This is a genomic window from Mesorhizobium sp. ES1-3, from assembly GCF_020164795.1.
Taxonomy (GTDB): domain Bacteria; phylum Pseudomonadota; class Alphaproteobacteria; order Rhizobiales; family Rhizobiaceae; genus Mesorhizobium.
This window is the reverse complement of sequence record NZ_JAIUGW010000021.1, coordinates 28,316-47,215: the sequence shown is the minus strand read 5'-3', so window position 1 is coordinate 47,215 and position 18,900 is coordinate 28,316. Positions and strand designations below refer to the sequence as shown.

The window sequence follows — 18,900 nt, the reverse complement described above, 5'->3', positions numbered from 1 at the left end:
TCGAAAAGATTCGAGAGATGGGGACAGCAGAGCGCGACGATCAAACAGCCGTCAACGGTGGGCGCGATGACCCGGACCGGCGGCGACCTTTGTTGCCTCGCCTTGCTTTAAGCGTTCCATGCACATGGCGGCGGTCAGCTGGTAGTGATCGATCAGGGCCTGGACGGCGCCATCCGCATTTCCGTCCAGCGCATTTTCAGCAATCAGCCGGTGTTCGGCGAAATCGTCGCGCTGGATGCTCTCGCCGTCATGGGCCATCTGGCGATAGCGGTAGGCGTGATCGGAAAGCTGCTCGCAGAAGCCCACCAGCCAGTGCGACCGGCAGGCCGAGATCAGCACCCGGTGGAAGGCGCGGTGCAATTTCTCCCAGTCCGGATCGAGCGACGAGCTACTTTGCGGCGAAAGCCGTGAGGCGCGCCCCAGGCGATGCAGCGCCAGCACCAATTGTTCTTCCCATTCGGCGGTGCGGTGGGCGATCGATTCGCGCAGCGCCCGCTCCTCGAGCCAGCAGCGCGTGCGCGTCAGCTCCTCGAGTTCGGCCGCACTGACCGGCATGATGAAGAAGCCGCGCTGGTCATGGCGGCCGAGGAGACCTTCGGAGGCAAGGCGATTGAGAGCTTCGCGAACCGGAGAGGCACCGGCGCCATACTTGGAAACGACCCATTCGACGCGCAGCTTGCTTTGGGCTTCCAGAGCGCCGCCGAGAAGATCATCACGCAATTGATGATAGACCGTGCTGGCAAGCGTACTCTTGGCTTCCGTGCCGTCGTCGTTCAGATTGGCAGCTCCATATGTCAAAGCGACTCCTTGTCCCCAACTGTCGTCTTGGGCAATTCGAGTCCGAACACTCCCCTTCTGTACATGTACCATACAGCGCCACGCTTCCGCCGCTCAAGCAGAAGATCGCGCTATTGTACTTTAGAACAAAGGAATATACCCAATCCGCGCGCCGATCGCCGGAATTCGAATATCTCTGCAACCAGCAGAAACTGAACGTGTTTGTATGCACGCGGAATCATATGTTTCTCGTGTGCCCGTGCGAGCATCTTTTCTGTCGCGCGCAAAGACAGTGGCAGGTTCGGTCGAATCGATCGGGCCGAGTCAGAGCGGTTCAATGTCTGTTGGAATCGCCGAACCGCTCTAACTCTTTGTTTTCCCGCAATTCCCAAGGGAAAGCGCTACGCGCTTTTCCCGGGAAAACCGCTACGCACTTTTCCTGGAATTGCTCTAGCCGGCGGCCTTGTCGGCCGCGGTCCTGATGGCTTCGATGTTGGCGCGGTAAGCCTCGACACTGCCACCTTTGAAGATGGCGGCACCCGCCACCAGCACGTCGGCGCCGGCTGACGTGACCAGCGGCGCGGTTTCCGGCGAGACACCGCCGTCGATCTCGATGCGGATCGGCCGGTCACCGATCAACGCCTTGACTCTTCTCACCTTGTCGACCATTGCCGGGATGAAGGCCTGTCCGCCGAAACCCGGATTGACGGTCATGATCAGGATCAGGTCGAGCCGGTCGAGCACATATTCGACGGCGCTTTCCGGCGTCGCCGGATTGAGCGAGACGCCGGCCTTCTTGCCGAGGTTCCTGATCGTCTGCAGCGAGCGGTCGAGATGCGGTCCGGCCTCGGCATGCACCGTCATGCCGTCGCAGCCGGCCTCGGCGAAGGCGGCGAGGTAGGGGTCGGCGGGCGCGATCATCAGGTGGCAGTCGAAAAAGGCCTTGGTGCGGTTGCGGATCGCCTTGATGACAGGCGGGCCGAAAGTGATGTTCGGCACGAAATGCCCATCCATCACGTCGAGATGGATCCAGTCGGCACCGGCCGCCGCCACCGCCTCGACCTCGTCACCGAGCTTCGAGAAATCCGATGCCAACACCGACGGTGCGATCAAGGTTTTTTTTCTCATCTCGCGGCCTTTCCGGGTGCCCTTTTCATACGGACGCCCCGAACCGACTGCCTAAAGCGCTGCCGGCGACTTGTCGAGGGCACAAGCGCGGTTCCACAGGGTGGTGTCACGGCGCCGATCTTGTCGCAGCCGGTTCGGCCTGCCCGAGCCACGAAAAAACCCGCCGGACTGCTCCGGCGGGTTCTCGTTTGGCGTCGCCCGGGTGGTTACTGCTGCTGGAGTTTCAGGATCCTGTTTGGAACCGGGTCCTGTTGCTGGTCGATCGGCTGCCTGCGCCGTGGCAGCAATTGCAGCAACTGGCCCGGATCGATTTCCAGCGACGGCTGTCCGCGTATCGGCCGGCAGTTCGGATACCGCCCGATCGTACCCTCCGGACAATGTCGCCTGAAGATCGGCTGGCACTGGCCATTGACCATCTGCGAGCCCGGCGCGCATTCGCTCTGTTGCCTGGGCTTGCGGCAGGCGCCGTCGATTACCTCGGTCCCACGCGGACAGACGCACTCGCCGCGCTTGTTGTGGACCTGGCCGCGTATGTCGCACTGCTGCATGTCAGGCTGCTTGCGCCGGCAGGCATTGCCTTGCACCTCGGTACCCCTCGGGCAGACGCAATTGCCATCGGAGTCATGGACCTGGCCACGAATGGTGCACTGGTCAGGCTTCGGCCGGATCGGGCGGCAGGCGCCGTCGCGCACCTCGGTGCCTTGCGGGCAGACACAGTCCCCGTCCGCATTGTGGACCTGGCCACGGATGGTGCACTGCTCGGGCTTCGGCCTGATCGGGCGGCAGGCCCGGTCTCGCACCTCGGTGCCTTGCGGGCAGACGCAGTCGCCATCCGCATTGTGGACCTGGCCGCGGATGGTGCACTGCTCGGGCTTCGGCCTGATCGGGCGGCAGGCGCCGTCACGCACCTCGGTGCCGCGCGGGCAGACACAGTCGCCGTCCGCATTGTGGACCTGGCCACGGATGGTGCACTGCTCGGGCCTGTCGGTCCTGACGCATTTTCCGTTCTCCAGCCCCGTGCCGCGCGGGCAGACGCAACGTCCATCCTCGGTGCGGATCTGGCCTTCTAGCAGCACGCAGCGCGGCGGCGGTGGCAACGGCAGAACATTGGTGCCGCCGCCCGTGCACTGGCCGTTGCGGAAGGTGGTGCCTTCCGGGCAGACACAGCGGCCGGCGTCGTTCATGACAAAGCCCGGCGAGCACTCATTCTTCACCTCATGCGTGATGATGAAGGGATGGCACGCATAGGCCTTGCCGCGATCGCCCTGCCCGTTGGTCGCATCCTTGGACAGCACGTCGCCGCCCTGCACCCGTGTGTCGGGAGACAGCACGCCGACGCAGTTCTGGCCACTGACGTTGCCCTGCAGGTTGGCCAGGCGCCCGTCGCCGGGAATGACCACCGTCACATGGTGCGACTGGCTTTCGCCGGCGCCGAGCGTCAAGTTGGCGATGCAGGAGGCCGGCAGCGTCGTCGGTTCGGACGAGCAACCGAAGGGCGGGTCGATCGAAGTGATCGCAACGCCATCCAGCCGGCCAAGCCCGTCCACGCCGATCGCATCGCCGATGCGGACCGGACCCGAGAAGGGGCTCGTCCCGTCATTGGATATAGTGATGTCGAACGAGCAGGGCTGGCCGACGCGGCACTCGCGGTCGCCGGTCTTCTCGACACGAATGGTCGAGGAGCCGCCGCCCTTGGCGCAGGCCTGGCCGATCGGATAGACGACGTCGTCGCCCTGTGCCGGGCCATAGGAGCCCCGCGCGCAGTTCTCGAACTCGCCATTGGCCGAGACAGTCACGTCGAAGTGCCTGGAGGTTCCGGGCGTCATGACGGCGCCGGGAATCTGGCACGACAACGCATTGGCCGGAACCGGTCCGCACGCCCATTCCGCGCCGTCGGGGGTGACGGTCTGGATCTGGACAGGCGCTCCGCCCGACACCAGCGTGGCGGCATCGTTGACCCGTACCGGACCGGTGGGGGCAGCCGTACCGACGCTGGTGACGGTGATGCGGCAGGAAACCACTGCTGCACCCGCCAGCGAGCCGCTGCAGACCTTGGTGATGCGCAAGGTCGGCTGGCCGCCATTGGGATGGCGGATGCGTTCCTTGGCGCAGGCCCTGTTGTTGGTGAGATCGACCTCACCGGGGATGGCCTTCACCTCGGCGCAGTTCTCGACCGTGTCCGACCGATAGCTGGCCGGCACCACCGCCTTGACGAAGATCGGCGTCGAGGCGCCTGCGGGCAGCGAGATGCCGGCATTGTCGCAGCGGAACTGACCGGGGCCGTTCGGGCCGCAGGTCCAGGGCGGGCTCGGCCCGAAGGTCGAGGATGCCGGCGCGCCGCTTGGATAGTTGTCGATCACCGTCAGCGGCCCGTTGTAGGTCGATGTGCCGTTGTTGATGATGTCGATGATGAAGGTGCAGACGCCGTCGGCGGTGCAGACTTCGGTGCGGGCACGCTTCTTGAGGATCAGGTCGGCCTTCTTCTCGACCGGCGGCTGACAATCCGGGTTGCGGTCGCCGCGGCGGCAGATCGGGATCGAGGCGCAGCCACGGTCATTGGCCTGGCTGCCGAACAGCGGCTTGCCGCTGGCGCCGTAATTGTAGGTGGCGCAGTTGCGCAGCACGCTGCCTTGCCAGCCTCCGGCCGGCCTGAAGCCGAGCTTGAGGTCGACAAAGGCCCCCGGATTGAGCGTGGTCACCGGATAGGTGCACGTCATCGGGGTGGTTCCCGGCGCGCAGACCCAGGGCGGATTGGGTCCTGAAGTCAGCGTCGAGCCGGCCGGCAGCGTCACCTCGTCGAGCACGATCTTGCCGTTGTAGGGCGCCGTGCCGACATTGGTGACACGGATGGTGAAGTCGCAGCCGCCGGCCATGGTGCAGCGCGGAACGTCGGCGCGTTTCTCGACCTTGAGGTCCGGCTCCTTGTCCCGGGGCGGGCACCTCTGGTCACGCGGAATGACGATGTCGATGGTTTGCGTGCAGCACAGGCCCCAGCCCTCCTTCGGCCCGGCATAGGTCTCGATGCCGGTGACGATGAGGTGGATGACGTCGCCGGGTGACGCGCCGACGATCTTCCAGTCGAGCACGCCACCGCCCGCCGGCACCTTCTGGGTGTCGGGGATGATGGTGATGCCTGATGAGGTCGTCGAAACCTGCACCCACTTGCCGCCCATCTCCGGGCCGACCGGCATGTGATAGATGAAGGCGCCGCCACCGGGCAAGCAGTCGACCGTGCCGCGCTCGACCTTGAAGCATTCATGGTCGGTGGGAGGCGGAGGTTGCTTGTCGCATTTGGTGAGGTCGATCCGGATCGAGGTCTTTTCGCCGGTCGCGATGTTGCCATCGTCCGGCTTGCCCGGATCCTGCGACGGGATGATGGTCCCCGTGCCGACGCCGCCGGTGACCTTGATCAGGCCCTGGTTGTCGACATTGACCGGCGCCGGAAACGCGGCGTGGTCGATCTTGGCCGTGATGCGGAAGGTGATGGCGCGTTCGTTCAGCGCGCCCGAGCCATCGAGATCGCTGGCGGAAATCCGGAAATCGGAAACCGTTGCCGTATCGTTGGGTCCGGCCGAATTGCTGATGACAGCACTCGGCAAGGCCCCACCCGATGCATCGGTGCCGTCGCCGGATACCGTCACGTTGACGATCGAAAGACCGTGCGGAAGCTGGTCCTTGAAGTCGAGCTTGGCTTTCTTCAGTGCCGCCTCGAGGCCCGGATCAGCAAAGCCTTGCGGATTGCCGCGCAGGCCGAAGGTCAAGGTGTAGAAGACAGAGTCGCAGCTGCGCTGGCCACCGGTCTTGGTGAAGAACGGCACGACACGTCCGGGCTCCGGATTAATGATGCGCGGATTGTCGAGCTGCAACGGCTGCACATCTGGGCTGGTGACAGCCTGGACGGTCTGGGCGGCGGATGCCGGCAGTGCGGGCGCAAGGGCGACCGCGATACCGGCCGCCATCAGCCAGCGCGCACCGCGCCTGGCATATGACAGGGGTTTCATGATCGTCTCCATGACGGTTTTTTGCGTTTTGGTCGCGAGCGGGGATGGGGCAAGGATGTTCATCTTCCCCTCCTCAACGTTCGCAGCTGACGGCTGGGGTTCTGAGCGGCAAGGTCATCTTGCAGCAAGGGTAGAAGCCACCCTTGTCCTTGTCGGACTTCCTGTAGAAGCAAAGTCCAACATCCACTCTGTCGCCCGGATAGTGGCCGGTGATGTCGATCGTGTACGGCTTGCCTGGTGCATGCGACATGGGTGAGGTCACCCCGACGCCTGGCGTCCTGGATTGGGCCTTGATCGAATCGCCGCCGAAGCCGGCATGGTCATGGAGATAGAGATCGGCCTCGAGGCCGCGCGGCGTGCAGTAATACTGCACGGCCTCGACATCGAGACACGGAGGCAGATTGCCGGGCGGTGGGAAGTCCGGCGGGTAGAAAGGAGGCTCATAGCCGCCCGGGATTTCCTCATAATAGCCGGCACGGCCCTCGCAGGGGTGCCAGACGGCGACATCGCCGACATGGCCTTCCACTTCGGGATCCTCGAAATAGCCGTCGAAATCGACGAACCAGGAGCCGAAGGGCGGCACGTTGGCCGGCTTGACCAGCTCCTTGGGCGTGATCTGAACGCCATGCACGGCAAGCGGCCCGCCGGCGGCGAGCTTTTCGGCAAGTGTGGGATTGTCACGCAATTTGTCGCCGGTGTTGACCAGCGTCAGTGTGCACACCGAAGTGTCGAGATTGCCGTCGGCATCGTAGCCATATTGCAGGTCGAGGCCGCCGGCCGACTGCCTGTTGCCTTGCGGGAAGCCGACCGCATATTCCTGCGGTGCCTCCACCCAGACCGATTCCGTCGCGGGATCGTCCGGATTTTCTCTGAAGTAGCGGATGACCTCGCCCTTGCCGGAATCGGCTAAGCGGCTGTAGTCGTAGCGGTTTTCGACCGGGCCGCGCTGGGCTAGGTACATGAAGCCGCTGTTGTCGAAGGCAATGTCGGTGACGGCGTAGTCCTTGTCGGCCCTGACCGTCAGTTCCCAGCGCGGATCGCCGGCGAAGGTGCCGTCGCGGGCAATGCCCACCGACCAGATTTCAGACTTTTCGCCAACCGAATAATAGAGCCGGCCGCCATGATAGGAGACGGCCCAGACGCGGCGCTCGTCCTGGGTGTAGCCCCAGCTGTCGGGGTCTTCGGTGTCGAAGGCCGCGCCCTGTATGTCCATCACCGCGCCATCGTCGGCGACGGGAGCCAGCCCATGCGCCGGTCGCCCGGCGACGCCATGGTCGAAAGTGTCGACCAGTCCGCCGTTGGCGTCGATGCGATGGATCAGGCCGGTATCGAGATCGGAGGCGAAGAACTGACGGTGGACGGGATCGAAGGTGAGATTGCCGATGCCGGGACCGCTGTTGGTGTCGATGTCGGCGAATTTGGCGACCTGGCCGGTGATGCCGTCGATCTTCCAGATGGTGCCCGGTCCGCCGCCGTTTTCGGTGCCGAACTGGCCCTCCATGAAAGTGGCGCCCGCCGTGCCGCGGCGCTGCCGCTCCGGCCTGCCGTCCTTGTCGGCGTCCGGCGTGACGATCTCGATACCATGCAGCGAGGTGGCGGCGGCATAGAGGTTGGGAATGCCAGACGGCACACCGTCGCGCACGCCGTCATCATAGGTAAGGCCGGACACCTCGCCGATCTGGCCCGCCGTCACCTCGAAAGGCGGCGGCGTGAAGACGAGCTGACCGGAGGCCGGACCGCCCAGGTGCGAAACGTCGAACACGCGCAAGGTGGCGCGCGAGGTGTCGATGAAGGTTTCGTCGACCGGATCGACACCGGGCGGCAGCCCCTCGTCGAAATTGGGGATGATGGTGCCGGGAAAGCCGGTGACCGCCATCGAGCCTGGATAGATGATCTGGGTTTCCTGCGCCCGGGCGGCGGCGCCCAGCCACAGGCTGGCGGCAAGCGCCAGAGCCAGCAAGCCGCCGGCCTGCAATGCACCGCGCAAGCGGCCGTCAAAGTCAAAAGAAGACACGAACGTGCCGCGGACGCGAGACATCAAGCTACCCCCGTTAGCCACGGGAGAAACACCCGGCGTCGCCGCGCAAATCAGGGCAAGGCGCGATGGTCCGGCACGTTCTTCCCTGATCGAATTGTCTGCTTTCCTCATGGTGACGATACGCCTGCTCCTGCGCAGGGTCAACGGAATCAACGGAAAGCCCAGCGCATCGATCCCGTCCCGAAGGCGGTGGTCGCGCCGAGCTCCTGTTGGTCCCGGAGACCATGGAGTCTCTGGGTTGCTGGTCATGGGGGCTTCCTTTCCGGGGCCACACCATGCGGCACCTGGACATCAGTCGCAGGCCGGCGCGGAAAGGTTCATGGACGCCTTGCGCAGAATGCTTGCGCGCGATGCCGCCTGTTCTTATATACGCGCCAAGCCGTGCGGCGCCGGAGAACCGGTGGCCGAACGGGAATTCTTGTGAACAGGGGCTTTCGTCGGAACGCCTTTACCGGGTCCTGAGAGCCTGCTTAGCGGAGAGACTAGAAAAATGGCAAAAGTAATCGGTATCGATCTTGGCACCACCAACTCCTGCATCGCCATCATGGATGGCAAGGAGCCGAAGGTGATCGAAAATGCGGAAGGCGCGCGCACGACGCCTTCCATCGTCGCCATCTCGGGCGACGGCGAACGTCTCGTCGGCCAGCCGGCCAAGCGCCAGGCTGTCACCAATCCTGAAAACACCATCTTCGCGGTCAAGCGCCTGATCGGCCGCCGCTATGACGATCCGGTAACGGAGAAGGACAAGAAGCTTGTCCCCTACAAGATCGTCAAGGGCGACAATGGCGATGCCTGGGTCGAGGCCGGCGGCAAGAAGCAGTCGCCTAGCCAAATCTCGGCCATGATCCTGCAGAAGATGAAGGAAACGGCGGAAGCCTATCTCGGCGAGAAGGTCGAGAAGGCGGTCATCACCGTTCCGGCCTATTTCAACGACGCCCAGCGCCAGGCCACCAAGGACGCCGGCAAGATCGCCGGCCTGGAGGTGCTGCGCATCATCAACGAGCCGACCGCGGCGGCGCTCGCCTACGGCCTCGACAAGAAGGAAGGCAAGACCATCGCCGTCTATGACCTTGGCGGCGGCACGTTCGACATTTCGGTGCTCGAAATCGGCGACGGCGTGTTCGAGGTGAAGTCGACCAATGGCGACACCTTCCTCGGCGGCGAGGATTTCGACATGCGCCTGGTCGAGTATCTGGCGGCCGAGTTCAAGAAGGAACAGGGCATCGACCTGAAGGCCGACAAGCTCGCCCTGCAGCGCCTCAAGGAGGCGGCTGAGAAGGCCAAGATCGAGCTGTCCTCGACGACGCAGACCGAGATCAACCTGCCCTTCATCACCGCCGACGCGACCGGCCCGAAGCACCTGACGCTGAAGCTGACGCGCGCCAAGTTCGAAAGCCTGGTCGAGGATCTCGTCCAGCGCACCATCGAACCGTGCAAGGCAGCGCTCAAGGATGCCGGCCTGAAGGCCGCCGAGATCGACGAAGTGGTCCTGGTCGGCGGCATGACCCGCATGCCCAAGATCCAGGAGATCGTGAAGCAGTTCTTCGGCAAGGAGCCGCACAAGGGCGTCAACCCGGATGAGGTCGTCGCACTCGGCGCCGCCATCCAGGCCGGTGTGCTGCAGGGCGACGTCAAGGACGTGCTTTTGCTCGACGTGACGCCGCTGTCGCTCGGCATTGAGACGCTGGGCGGCGTGTTCACCCGGCTGATCGAGCGCAACACGACGATCCCGACCAAGAAGAGCCAGGTGTTCTCGACGGCCGAGGATTCGCAGTCGGCCGTGACCATCCGCGTCTTCCAGGGCGAGCGTGAAATGGCCGCCGACAACAAGGCGCTTGGCCAGTTCGATCTGGTCGGCATCCCGCCGGCGCCGCGCGGCGTGCCGCAGATCGAGGTCACTTTCGACATCGACGCCAACGGCATCGTCAACGTCTCGGCCAAGGACAAGGGCACCGGCAAGGAGCACCAGATCCGCATCCAGGCCTCGGGTGGTCTTTCAGACGCCGATATCGAGAAGATGGTCAAGGACGCCGAGGCCAACGCCGATACCGACAAGAAGCGTCGCGCCGTGGTCGAGGCCCGCAACCAGGCCGAAGCCTTGGTGCATTCCTCGGAGAAGTCGCTGAAGGAATATGGCGACAAGGTCTCCGAGGCCGAGCGCACCGCGATTTCCGATGCGATCGCGTCGCTGAAGACCGCCGCCGAGGGCGACGACCCGGCCGACATCGAGGCCAAGAGCCAGGTGCTTGCCGAAGCTTCCATGAAGCTTGGCCAGGCCATGTACGAGGCCTCGCAGAAGGAAGCGGCGGAAGCCGACGCCAAGGCGGATGCCGCCAAGGACTCTGACGTGGTCGACGCCGATTTCGAGGAAATCGACGAAGACGACGACAAGAAGAAGTCGGCCTGAACGGCCTGACGGCAAGATAATGCGAAAAGCCCGGCGCAAGGCCGGGCTTTTTTGCAACCCTTGCCGAAAAAAGCGCGAGCACTGCCGAAAAAATCACTGAAAACCACGGACAAGTTCGCGCCGGCCCTAGCATCCGGGCAGCACCGCTCCTAAATCGAAACAACGTGCCGGCAAACGACGCAACACCATGCATCAAGACGTTGATCCGGACTGCGGGAAAAAATGAAAGCTGATTTCTACGAAACGCTGGGCGTGCAAAAAGGCGCCGACGAGAAGGAGCTCAAGAGCGCTTTTCGCAAGCTCGCCATGCAGTTCCACCCCGACCGCAACCCCGGCGATCATTCCTGCGAGCACAAGTTCAAGGAAATCAACGAAGCCTACGAGACGCTGAAGGACCCGCAGAAGCGCGCGGCCTATGACCGTTTCGGTCACGCAGCCTTCGAGCAGGGCGGCATGAATGGCGGCGCGCAAGGCTTTGGCGCCGGCGGCTTCGCCGACATCTTCGAGGATATTTTCGGCGACATGATGGGCGGCCGCCAGCGCCGCTCTTCCGGCGGCCGCGAGCGCGGCGCCGACCTGCGCTACAACATGGAAATCTCGCTGGAGGAAGCCTTCGCGGGCAAGACCGCGCAGATCCGCGTGCCGGCTTCGATATCCTGCACGGAATGCTCGGGCAGCGGCGCCAAGCCGGGCACCCAGCCGGTCACCTGCTCGATGTGCAACGGCCACGGTAAGGTGCGTGCCACGCAAGGGTTCTTCTCGATCGAGCGGACCTGCCCGCAATGCCAGGGCCGCGGCCAGACCATCAAGGACCCGTGTCCGAAATGCGCCGGCCAGGGCCGCGTCACCGAGGAGCGCTCGCTGTCGGTCAACATCCCGGCCGGCATCGAGGACGGCACCCGCATCCGCCTTGCCAATGAGGGCGAGGCCGGCCTGCGCGGCGGGCCTTCGGGCGACCTCTATATCTTCCTGGCGGTCAAGCCGCACGAATTCTTCCAGCGCGACGGCGCCGATCTCTATTGCAAGGTACCGATCTCGATGACCACGGCCGCCCTTGGCGGCTCCTTCGAGGTGACGACGCTGGACGGCACGCAGACCAAGGTGAAGGTGACCGAAGGCACGCAGAACGGACGCCAGTTCCGCCTCAAGGGCAAGGGCATGCCGGTGCTGCGCCAGCCCAATGTCGGCGACCTCTACATCCAGACCGCGGTCGAGACGCCGCAGAACCTGTCGCGCCGCCAGCGCGAATTGCTGGAAGAGTTCGAACAACTCTCCTCGCAGGACAATTCGCCACAATCGAGCGGCTTTTTCGCCCGCATGAAGGACTTTTTCGAGTCTTTCGGCGAGCGTTGAGACGCGACCAGAGCTATCTTATCCACGACATAGGCATGGCCGCGCCTTGCCTTGCGTCACCCAGGTGTTAAGTAGCTTCCACGGGAGCGCTGAGGAGAGCTTGCATGGCACGTGGTCACGGACTGCGGAAGGCGTTTGCCGAGAAGTTCGACGACGAACTCAAATTCTTCAAGGGCTGGATCGACAAGCCGAAGACGGTCGGCTCCATCGTTCCGACCAGTTCGATCACCGCACGCAAAATGGCCTCGATCGTCAACCCGAAGTCCGGCCTGCCGGTGCTCGAGGTCGGTCCCGGCACCGGGGTCATCACCCGCGCCATCCTCGCTCAGGGCGTGCGGCCCGAAAACCTCTACGCGGTCGAGTACAATACCGATTTCGTGCGCCACCTGCGCCAGCTCTACCCCGGCGTCCACGTCATCGAGGGCGATGCCTTCAACCTCAACGCCACGCTTGGCGAGAGGAGCGGGATGATCTTCGACAGCGTCGTTTCCGGCGTGCCGCTGCTCAACTTCCCGGTCGCCCAGCGCATCGCCTATATCGAGAGCCTGCTCGACCGCATCCCGGCCGGACGGCCGATCGTGCAGCTGACCTATGGTCCGATGTCGCCGATCCCGGCTGGCCGCGGCGACTATACGGTCAAGCATTTCGACTTCATCTTCCGCAACATCCCACCAACGCAGCTCTGGATCTACCGGCGCGAAGCCCATTAGATTCTCGTCGCGGGGCGCTCGCGGTTCCTGGTGCTGGCAGCATACCTTGGCGATTGGCAGAAGCCTCAGGACTTCGTCATCCACGGGCGGAGCAAGGAGCGCAGCGACGCGGCGCAGACCCGAGGATCCATGCCGCGACTTCGAGGCGCTGCTGCGGTGGGGAGTTCTGCTCCATTGCGTCCTTCGGCGAATGTCGCGGCATGGATCCTAGGGTTCTCCGCGACGGAGCTTCGCTCCTGCTTCGCCCCAGGATGACGAAGTTTAGAGTTGCGGTTTCCGTTTGATGCGTTGATTTGGTCGAACCTTGGCTGTACCAGTCCCAGAACAAGGGTGGCCAATGGCAGTGATCCCGAAAATCCTCGTCTTCGCCGGCTCGGTGCGCGGCGGCGCCTATAGCGGCAGGACCGCCGACGTGGCGCAGAAGGAACTTGCGGTGCAAGGCGCCGAGGTCACCCGCATTTCGCTCGCCGACTATCCCTTGCCGATCCTCGACGAGGACCTGGAGAAGGAAAGGGGCGTCCCCGAAAACGCCCAGAAGCTGGCGCGGCTGATCGCCTCTCATGACGGGCTGCTGATCGCGACGCCGGAATATAACGGCTCCATCCCGCCGCTGCTCAAGAACACGATCGACTGGGTGAGCCGGGTGCGACGGGATGGCGGCCGGTCGGTCAGGCCGCTTGCCGGCAAGGTCGCGGGCCTCTGCTCGTCCTCCAAAGGCCATTTTGCCGGCATCCGCTGCATCAACCATCTGCGCGCCGTCCTGGTGCGCTGCCAGATGGAGGTGGTGACGCCGGAATGCTCGGTGCCGGAGGGTGGCGACGCCTTCGACGGGGACGGCCATTTCCGCGACGAAAGACTGCACAAATCGATGGAGCACCTATGCCGCACGCTGATCGAAACCTCACGCATGCTGTCGACCAGGGTCGAGGCGTGACTGCCGCTACCATGCAGGCCCACCCCATACAAACCCACCCCATGCAGGCCAAATCCATGCAGGAAAGATTGATCGTCGGCCTCGACGTGCCGACCGTGAAGGAAGCCGAGCAGGCGGTGCGCGAGCTCGACGGTGTCGTCTCCTTCTACAAGATCGGCTATCAGCTGGCCTTCGCCGGCGGGCTCGACTTTGCCAGGGAGCTGGCCAGCGGCGGGACGAAAATCTTCCTCGACATGAAGCTGCTCGACATCGATCACACGGTGGCCAAGGGCGTCGAAAACATCGTCAAGATGGGCATGACCATGCTGACCATCCATGCCTATCCCAAGGCGATGCAGGCGGCGGTGGAGGCAGCGCGCGGCAGCGAGCTTTGCCTGCTCGCCGTCAGCGTGCTGACCTCGATGGACGAGCAGGACATGATCGACGCCGGCTATGAATATGACCCGCACACACTGGTGCTGAGGCGCTCGGAACAGGCGCTGCATGCCGGCATGGGCGGCATCGTCTGCTCGGCCGCGGAAGCCGAAGCGGTGCGCCGCATCGTCGGCCCCGACATGGCGGTGGTGACGCCCGGCATCCGGCCTGCGGGCAGCGACCATGGCGACCAGAAGCGCGTGGTAACGCCGGCACAGGCGATCCGCAACGGCGCCAGCCACCTCGTGGTCGGCCGGCCGATCGTGGCGGCAGGCGACCGGCGCGCCGCGGCGGAGGCGATACTCGAAGAGATGCGCTCGGCCTGACGAGCCCCCACGAACAGGAGAAAGAGAATGCCCAAGGGATACTGGATCGCCCGCGTCGATGTGCGCGACGCGGAAGGCTACAAGGATTACGTCGCGGCGGCGAAACCAGCTTTCGAGCGCTTCGGCGCGAAATTCCTGGCCCGTGGCGGCGAGCATGAGAAAGCCGAGGGCCCAGGGCGGGCGCGCAATGTGCTCATCGAGTTCGAATCGCTCGCGGCCGCGCATGACTGCTACCATTCGCCGGAGTATCAGCGCGCGGTGGCGATCCGCCAGAAGGTCGCCGACGGCGAGATCGTGCTGGTCGAGGGCATCTAGCGAACGAGCCTGTTCGCCGCGGTTTCCGCCATGGCGTCGGCCAGGCTCAGCCCCCATTGCTGGCGGCAATAGGCGCGGAAATCGAAGCAGGGCAGGCCGGGGCAGACCTCAAACTCGATGAGATGAATATTGTCGTCGGGCTCGACGCGCAGGTCGACGGAAAACACGTCGCGCAGGCCGAGCCCGTCCATCAACCGTTTGGCAATCGCGCGGATCCTGGCATCGGCCACCGGCTGGCTGGCCGCGACCGGGGCGAGTTCGGGTTCGGCATAGCGCCCAGCGGCCTTCGTCGCCTCGCCGGTGTCGCCATAAAGCGCCAGGCTGTCGGCCATGGTCTGGAAATCCGCGCCTGAGTCGACAAAGGCGACGCCAAGCGCCTCGACACCAACTCGCGGCGTCAGTCCGAGGAAGCTGGCGCGCACATTGCGGCCGCCGACATAGGGCTGGACGACGACATCATCGCGATAGGCGGCGAAAACACGCCGGCTGAGCTCCAGCGCGTGACCGAGATCGGCTACGCGCGAATCCGACCAGATGCCGATCTTGGCGCCGAGCCGGTTGGGCTTGACGAACCAGCCGGCGGCGGAGGCCGGGGGCTCCACCAGCCAGTTTCCATCCCGGGCAAGACCCGCCTTCGGGACCGGCAGGCCGAGCGCGCCAAGCACGGCGCCGGAACGGAACTTGTCCTGGCAGAGCGCGAAGAGCGAATCATCGGCACCGATCGTCCTCAAGCCGTTGAGCCGCGCCAGCGCGGGTGCGGCGCCGCCACGGAAATAGGCGATGCCGTCGGTCAGCGTCCAGACCAGCGTCGTGGCAGGATCGGCTTCGGTGAGCGTCCTTGCAGCATGGTCCAGCTCCACCGCGGCGAAGGCGAGGCCACGCCTGTCACAGGCGGCGGCCAGCGCATCGAATTCGGGGGCGAGATCGGTCGATTGCGCCAGGTAGGACGAAATCTCGGCGGCGTGCTGCGGCGCATGGCCGTCGGCGACCAGGCGGTCGAAGCAGGCCTTCTCCGGTTCGTGGACGAGGATCAGCTTTGGCTTGTGACTCGACATAAGACGAACATTCCCGGCGGTGCGATCACCTAGCATCGCACGACCGACGCAAACGGCTTTCGCGAAACCGACTCAAGCCGGACGCCTGCGTGACAGCACCACGATAGATATGAGTGGAGCCGATCGCCGGCCTGTTCAGGCGATCAGCACGCGCGGTTCGAAGCGGCCGTTGACGGGAATATCGAGCAGAAAGGTCATGCCGGCCTGCGGATCGAGCTGGCGCTGCTTGTCGTCCTTGCCTTTCCAGGCCGACGTCACCGCCAGCCGGTCGGCGTTCCGGCCGACAAAGGCCGGGCAGGAGGGCTGCGTCACCGGCATCGCAATTTCGCGCAGCAATGTGCCGTCGGGCGAATAGGCCTTGACCGCCTTGCCGCCCCAGACGGCGTTCCACAGCACGCCGTCGCGGTCGACGACCGAACCATCGACATAACCCTTGGACGAACGGTGATCGACGAATACTTTTGGTTCTCCAGAGGGCAGGCCGCTCGCCGGATCGCAGGCGACGCGCATCAAAAGGCCGGTCGAAGTGTCGGTGTAATAGGCGAGCGCGCCATCCGCGGCGAAACAAATCGAGTTCGACACGGTGATGCCGGAGAACAGCTCGCGCAGTTCGCCCTTGAAGAACCAGTAGATCGCTCCGGCGCCCTTCGACTCGCTCTTGCCCATCGTCCCCATCCACAAGGCGCCGCAGGGATGGACACGGGAATCGTTGGAGCGGGTAAGGGGGTTGTCCGCCTCGACAGGCGTATGCAGCGTCATCTGGCCGGTCGCGACGTCGCGGACGACGAGGCCGGTTTCGGTGGCGATCAGCTGGCGCTTGTCGTCGATGATGGCGATGGCGCTCGCCATCTGGCCAAGCTCGTGGATCTTCAGCGCACCGCCGGCCACGGACTTTTCCAGGAGCTGTCCGTTCACGATGTCGAACCAGAACAGCGCGTCGGTGGCGGGATCGTAGCTTGGCCCTTCGCCGAGCTCGCAGACATGGTCGGAAAAAACAGAAACCTCGCTCATCATGCGTCTCCGAATGCCGCGTCCCAGGCAGCGACCGCCGCGTGAGCGCGCGCCGCCACGTCGTCGACGCTCATGCCCGGCTTGAACAGGCTGGAACCAAGCCCGAAGACCGTCACGCCAACCGCCTTGTAGCCGGCAAAGTCCTTGTCCGAAACGCCGCCGACCGCGCCGACCAGCGTCTGCGCCGGCAGCACGGCCCGGATCGCGGAAATGCCCGATGCGCCGAGCACGCTCGCCGGAAAGAATTTCAGCGCCGAGGCGCCGAGCCGGATCGCCTGGAAGGCTTCGGTGGGGGTGAACACGCCGGGCATGGTGACCATGCCATATGTCCTGGCGCGGCCCATCACCTCGGCATCGATGTTGGGGCTGACCAGCAGCCGCCCACCAGCCTGCTGCAACCCGTCGACATCGGCCGCCGTCAGCACCGTGCCGGCGCCGACTAGGGCTGACTTCGGCAGCACTTGGACAATCCTGGCGATCGACGAGAATGGCTGGGGCGAGTTGAGCGGCACTTCGATCGCCTCGATGCCGGCGTCGAACAGTGCCTGGCCCATGGCGATCGCCTCAGTGGGCTTGAGACCGCGCAGGATGGCGACCAGGCCGCGCTTGAGTCTTGGAAAGGGGGCGGTCTGGCTCATATGGCGGCTCCTGTTCTGGCGATCATGCCATTCTCCCGCGCGGCCTCGACCAGGCCGGCGCGTACAGCCTCGTCGGCATCGACTGTCCGCACACCAAGTCCGGCAAGGCTGAGCGCTGCCTGGTAAAGCACCGCCAGAGCCCCGGAGGCAATCAGCACCGCCGATGTGGCCCCGGCGCCGTGGCGCCGTTTCGCGGAGGCGATCTCGCCGCCGATCAGCAGGCCCGACAGGCAGGCGGCCGCGTCATCGGCCTCGAGATCCTGGAGCAGGCCGGCGGCGCGGATGGCAAACAGCCGCGAGGTGACGTCACCACCCTCGCCCAGTGCAATTTCGCACCAGCGGCGGAAGAACGGATTGTCGGCGGCAACAGGGCTCGGATGTTCGCCCAGCGAATGGCGCAGGATCGAGTGCGCCGCAAGCACGGAAAACAGCTCGCCCGTCGGCCAGGTGCCGAAGCCGGCGACGGCGCCGTCCTCGACCAGCACCCATTTCGAATGGGTGCCAGGCATGCAAACCAGCTCGCGGCCCTTGGCCGGCAGGCCGGCGCCGGCAAGCTGCGTCTCCTCGCCGCGCATGACGTCAGGCGCGTCGGCCAGGCGCTGGGCAAGGCCGGGTACGATACGGACGTCACGTTTCTGGCCGGGCACCCGGGCCGCGCCGCCGAGAATGGCGCCGAGCGGCGACGGCACGCTGACATAAGGCGCCTCCAGCCAACCTTGGCGGGAGCCGGCCATGCCGCAGATGATGACGGGCAATTCCTCCGGCGCGCCCATCGCTGCCAGATGGCCCTCCAGGACGTTGACAAAACCCTTTTCGCGCGCGGTGATCAGGCCATCGTCGCCGCGACGCTCGGCAAGCACCTTGCCGCTTCCGTCGATCAGCCAGGCCCGAAGCCGGGTCGTACCCCAATCGAGCGCCGCGACTGCCGGAACGCTGCTGGCTGGGCTCACAGGAAGCCTCCATCGACGATCAGCATCTGCGCGGTCAGCATGCGCGAGGCATCCGAGGCCAGGAACAGCACCGTGCCGACCATGTCGTCCGGCCGCATGACATCCCTGATGCACTGCTTGGCGACGTGAGCGGCAAGCGCCTCTTCGGTCACCCAGCGCTCCTGCTGCCGTTCGGTGATCACCCAGCCGGGCGCGACGGCGTTGACGCGGATGCGGTCGGGGCCGAGCTTGCCGGCCAACCCCTTGGTGAGGCCGAGTATGCCCGCCTTGGCGGCGGTATAGGCCGGCATGTCGGGGTGGTTGATCAGGTAGGATGTCGAAGTGAAATTGATGATCGAGCCGCCGCCGGCCCGCTTCATGCCTGATGCCACCGCCTGCGCGGTGAAGAAATGCGGCCGCAGATTAATGGCGAGATTGTTGTCCCAGAACTCGACGGTGACGTCCTCGACGGCATGGCGCTCGTCCCAGGCGGCGTTGTTGACCAGCACGGTGACGTCGCCATGCGCCTCGGCCGCCCTTGCCGCGGAGGCGCGCAGCGCCTCGACATCGCGCAGATCGGTCTTGAGGTAGAGCGGACGCCGACCGAACTCCTTCTCGATGCGGTCGGCGAGCGCGGTGCTCGGCGTGTCGGCGATGTCGATGAAGGCGACCTTGGCGCCCTGCCGCATGAATCCCTCGGTCAATGCCGCGCCGATTCCGGAGCCGCCGCCGGTGATCAGCACCGAAGCGCCTTCGAGGTCGGCAAAACGCGCCGATGGCATCATGATTTTCGTCTCCCGGGTCAACCGGCGCGCATCCTAGCCAGACACGTCCGGCGGGCAAGGGCGAAAAGACGCTATTTCG

General features: G+C 64.9%; 15 protein-coding genes. 6 read left to right on the top strand and 9 right to left on the bottom strand.

What is annotated here, in order from left to right:
- Positions 1-51: 51 nt before the first annotated feature.
- The 4 genes from LB536_RS23670 to LB536_RS23655 all read right to left on the bottom strand — a co-directional run bounded on the left by LB536_RS23670 (position 52) and on the right by LB536_RS23655 (position 7,944).
- Positions 52-798 (bottom strand): GntR family transcriptional regulator, encoded by a 747-nt coding sequence (locus LB536_RS23670; RefSeq protein WP_140812268.1) that lies wholly within the window; start codon positions 796-798, stop codon positions 52-54.
- Between the two features lie 429 nt (positions 799-1,227).
- Positions 1,228-1,905: a ribulose-phosphate 3-epimerase gene (gene rpe, locus LB536_RS23665; RefSeq protein ID WP_224596836.1), complete on the bottom strand. Its 678-nt coding sequence runs from the start codon at positions 1,903-1,905 to the stop codon at positions 1,228-1,230.
- 206 nt (positions 1,906-2,111) lie between these two features.
- Positions 2,112-5,969 (bottom strand): DUF11 domain-containing protein, encoded by a 3,858-nt coding sequence (locus tag LB536_RS23660; protein WP_224596833.1) that lies wholly within the window; start codon positions 5,967-5,969, stop codon positions 2,112-2,114.
- A gap of 10 nt (positions 5,970-5,979) precedes the next feature.
- Entirely contained in the window at positions 5,980-7,944 is a 1,965-nt protein-coding gene (locus LB536_RS23655) for a hypothetical protein (protein ID WP_411966577.1), read from the bottom strand.
- 490 nt (positions 7,945-8,434) lie between these two features.
- Between LB536_RS23655 and dnaK the strand changes: the two genes are divergently transcribed.
- From dnaK to LB536_RS23625, 6 genes are all read left to right on the top strand, one after another.
- Entirely contained in the window at positions 8,435-10,351 is a 1,917-nt protein-coding gene (dnaK, locus tag LB536_RS23650; RefSeq protein WP_140760350.1) for a molecular chaperone DnaK, read from the top strand.
- 222 nt (positions 10,352-10,573) lie between these two features.
- The gene (gene dnaJ / locus LB536_RS23645; protein ID WP_140760347.1) at positions 10,574-11,704 is read left to right on the top strand and encodes a molecular chaperone DnaJ; all 1,131 of its coding nucleotides are present in this window, start codon (positions 10,574-10,576) and stop codon (positions 11,702-11,704) included.
- Between the two features lie 104 nt (positions 11,705-11,808).
- The gene (gene pmtA, locus LB536_RS23640) at positions 11,809-12,414 is read left to right on the top strand and encodes a phospholipid N-methyltransferase PmtA (RefSeq protein ID WP_224596829.1); all 606 of its coding nucleotides are present in this window, start codon (positions 11,809-11,811) and stop codon (positions 12,412-12,414) included.
- Between the two features lie 337 nt (positions 12,415-12,751).
- On the top strand, positions 12,752-13,348 hold the full coding sequence (locus tag LB536_RS23635) for an NADPH-dependent FMN reductase (RefSeq protein WP_224596827.1): 597 nt from the start codon (positions 12,752-12,754) through the stop codon (positions 13,346-13,348).
- A 41-nt stretch (positions 13,349-13,389) separates the two neighbouring features.
- A complete protein-coding gene (gene pyrF / locus LB536_RS23630) occupies positions 13,390-14,088 on the top strand; it encodes an orotidine-5'-phosphate decarboxylase (RefSeq protein WP_411966576.1) in 699 nt (232 codons plus the stop codon).
- A 27-nt stretch (positions 14,089-14,115) separates the two neighbouring features.
- Positions 14,116-14,403, top strand: a complete 288-nt coding sequence (locus tag LB536_RS23625) for a DUF1330 domain-containing protein (protein WP_023781950.1) — start codon at positions 14,116-14,118, stop codon at positions 14,401-14,403.
- Here LB536_RS23625 and LB536_RS23620 read toward each other — a convergent pair.
- The 5 genes from LB536_RS23620 to LB536_RS23600 form a co-directional block, all read right to left on the bottom strand.
- A complete protein-coding gene (locus LB536_RS23620; RefSeq protein WP_224596825.1) occupies positions 14,400-15,458 on the bottom strand; it encodes a D-alanine:D-lactate ligase-like protein in 1,059 nt (352 codons plus the stop codon). The two genes, LB536_RS23625 and LB536_RS23620, sit on opposite strands and share 4 nt — an antisense overlap.
- A gap of 135 nt (positions 15,459-15,593) precedes the next feature.
- On the bottom strand, positions 15,594-16,469 hold the full coding sequence (locus tag LB536_RS23615; RefSeq protein ID WP_224596824.1) for an SMP-30/gluconolactonase/LRE family protein: 876 nt from the start codon (positions 16,467-16,469) through the stop codon (positions 15,594-15,596).
- Entirely contained in the window at positions 16,469-17,107 is a 639-nt protein-coding gene (locus LB536_RS23610; protein ID WP_224596822.1) for a 2-dehydro-3-deoxy-6-phosphogalactonate aldolase, read from the bottom strand. The genes LB536_RS23615 and LB536_RS23610 overlap by 1 nt, the downstream gene beginning before the upstream one ends.
- On the bottom strand, positions 17,104-18,057 hold the full coding sequence (locus LB536_RS23605; RefSeq protein ID WP_224596820.1) for a 2-dehydro-3-deoxygalactonokinase: 954 nt from the start codon (positions 18,055-18,057) through the stop codon (positions 17,104-17,106). Before LB536_RS23605 ends, LB536_RS23610 begins: the two co-directional genes overlap by 4 nt.
- A complete protein-coding gene (locus LB536_RS23600; protein WP_224596818.1) occupies positions 18,054-18,821 on the bottom strand; it encodes an SDR family NAD(P)-dependent oxidoreductase in 768 nt (255 codons plus the stop codon). Before LB536_RS23600 ends, LB536_RS23605 begins: the two co-directional genes overlap by 4 nt.
- Positions 18,822-18,900 lie beyond the last annotated feature (79 nt).